Genomic DNA, 1,156 nt, shown 5'->3' on the forward strand with positions numbered 1-1,156 from the left:
CTACGATCCGACTTTGGGGTGGTCGTCTCGCCTCGCCCGGCCCCACCCCGTCCCGCGGTGACCTCGAGGCCCTCGTGGCCGACCTGCACGCGAGCGCGGGGCTCGCGCGGCCCCTCGCCCTCCGGGCGTCCCGGCTCGAGACCGCCCTGGACCGGGCGGGCGCGACCGAGTCTCGGGCGCGGGTCCTCGTGGTGGACCGTGCTGGCTGGTCCCGCGGGGCGGCCCAGTCCTTCGCGGGGCTCACCGCCCCGAGGCAGGAGCACCACGACCCGGACCTGGACCCTGACCCGCTCTGGTCCGTGGGCGGCTCCGCCACCCCCGACCATCCCGACGCCTCCCGCACCCTGGGTCGGGCGTTCGCAGGGGCCCGGGCGGTGCCCGTCACTGCCCAGGCCGCGGGGCTCCTCGGGCTCCTCGCGGGACGCGTGCTCGGGCAGTTCGACCCGTTCGCCCCGACCGCGGGGCCGTCCGGCCGGCTGCTCCTGGTGGCACCCAACGTCCTGCGCACCGAGCGTGCCCTCGGCGCCGACCGGGCTGACTTCCGGCTCTGGGTGTGCGTGCACGAGCAGACTCACGCGCTGCAGTTCGCCGCAGCCCCGTGGCTGGTCGACCACCTTCGCGCCGAGCTCGCGGCCCTCGCCGAGGAGGTGGCGGGGAGCTCGGCCGGCCAGGACCTCGCCCTGGCCGTCGCGCGGGGGCTGCGGGCGCTGCGCACCGGGTCCGAGGACCCCGAGGAGTGGAGCATGCTCGACCTCGTGCTCGACGACGCGCAGCGGGAACGCGTCGCGCAGGTCACCGCCGTCATGTCCCTGCTCGAGGGCCATGCCGACGTCACGATGGACGCCGTCGGCCGGCGGTGGATCCCGACCGTGCGGCGCCTGCGTGCCCGGATGGAGGCCCGACGGCGGACCGCGACCGGGGTGGACCGCTGGTTGCGTCGGCTCGTGGGCATGGACGCCAAGCTCGCCCAGTACCGCCGCGGCGCCACCTTCGTGCGCAGCGTCCGTCGAGCAGCCGGGCGTGATGCCCTCGACGCGGCCTGGGCCGGGCCCGAGGGGCTGCCCACGGCGAGCGAGGTCGCCGACCCTGCCGCCTGGGTCCGGCGGGTTCACGGGTGACCCAGGCTCGTCGTGGCCGGGCCTGATCCCGCGGTCGC

Annotated in this window: 1 protein-coding gene; it reads left to right on the forward strand. The window is 77.1% G+C overall.

Going from position 1 to position 1,156, the window contains the following annotated elements; all coding sequences use genetic code 11:
• On the forward strand, positions 1-1,118 hold a 1,118-nt coding region (locus L0B03_RS18160; RefSeq protein ID WP_284501997.1), incomplete at its 5' end, for a zinc-dependent metalloprotease.
• Positions 1,119-1,156 lie beyond the last annotated feature (38 nt).

The sequence above is a fragment of the Actinotalea sp. C106 genome, assembly GCF_023630195.1.
GTDB lineage: Bacteria > Actinomycetota > Actinomycetes > Actinomycetales > Cellulomonadaceae > Actinotalea.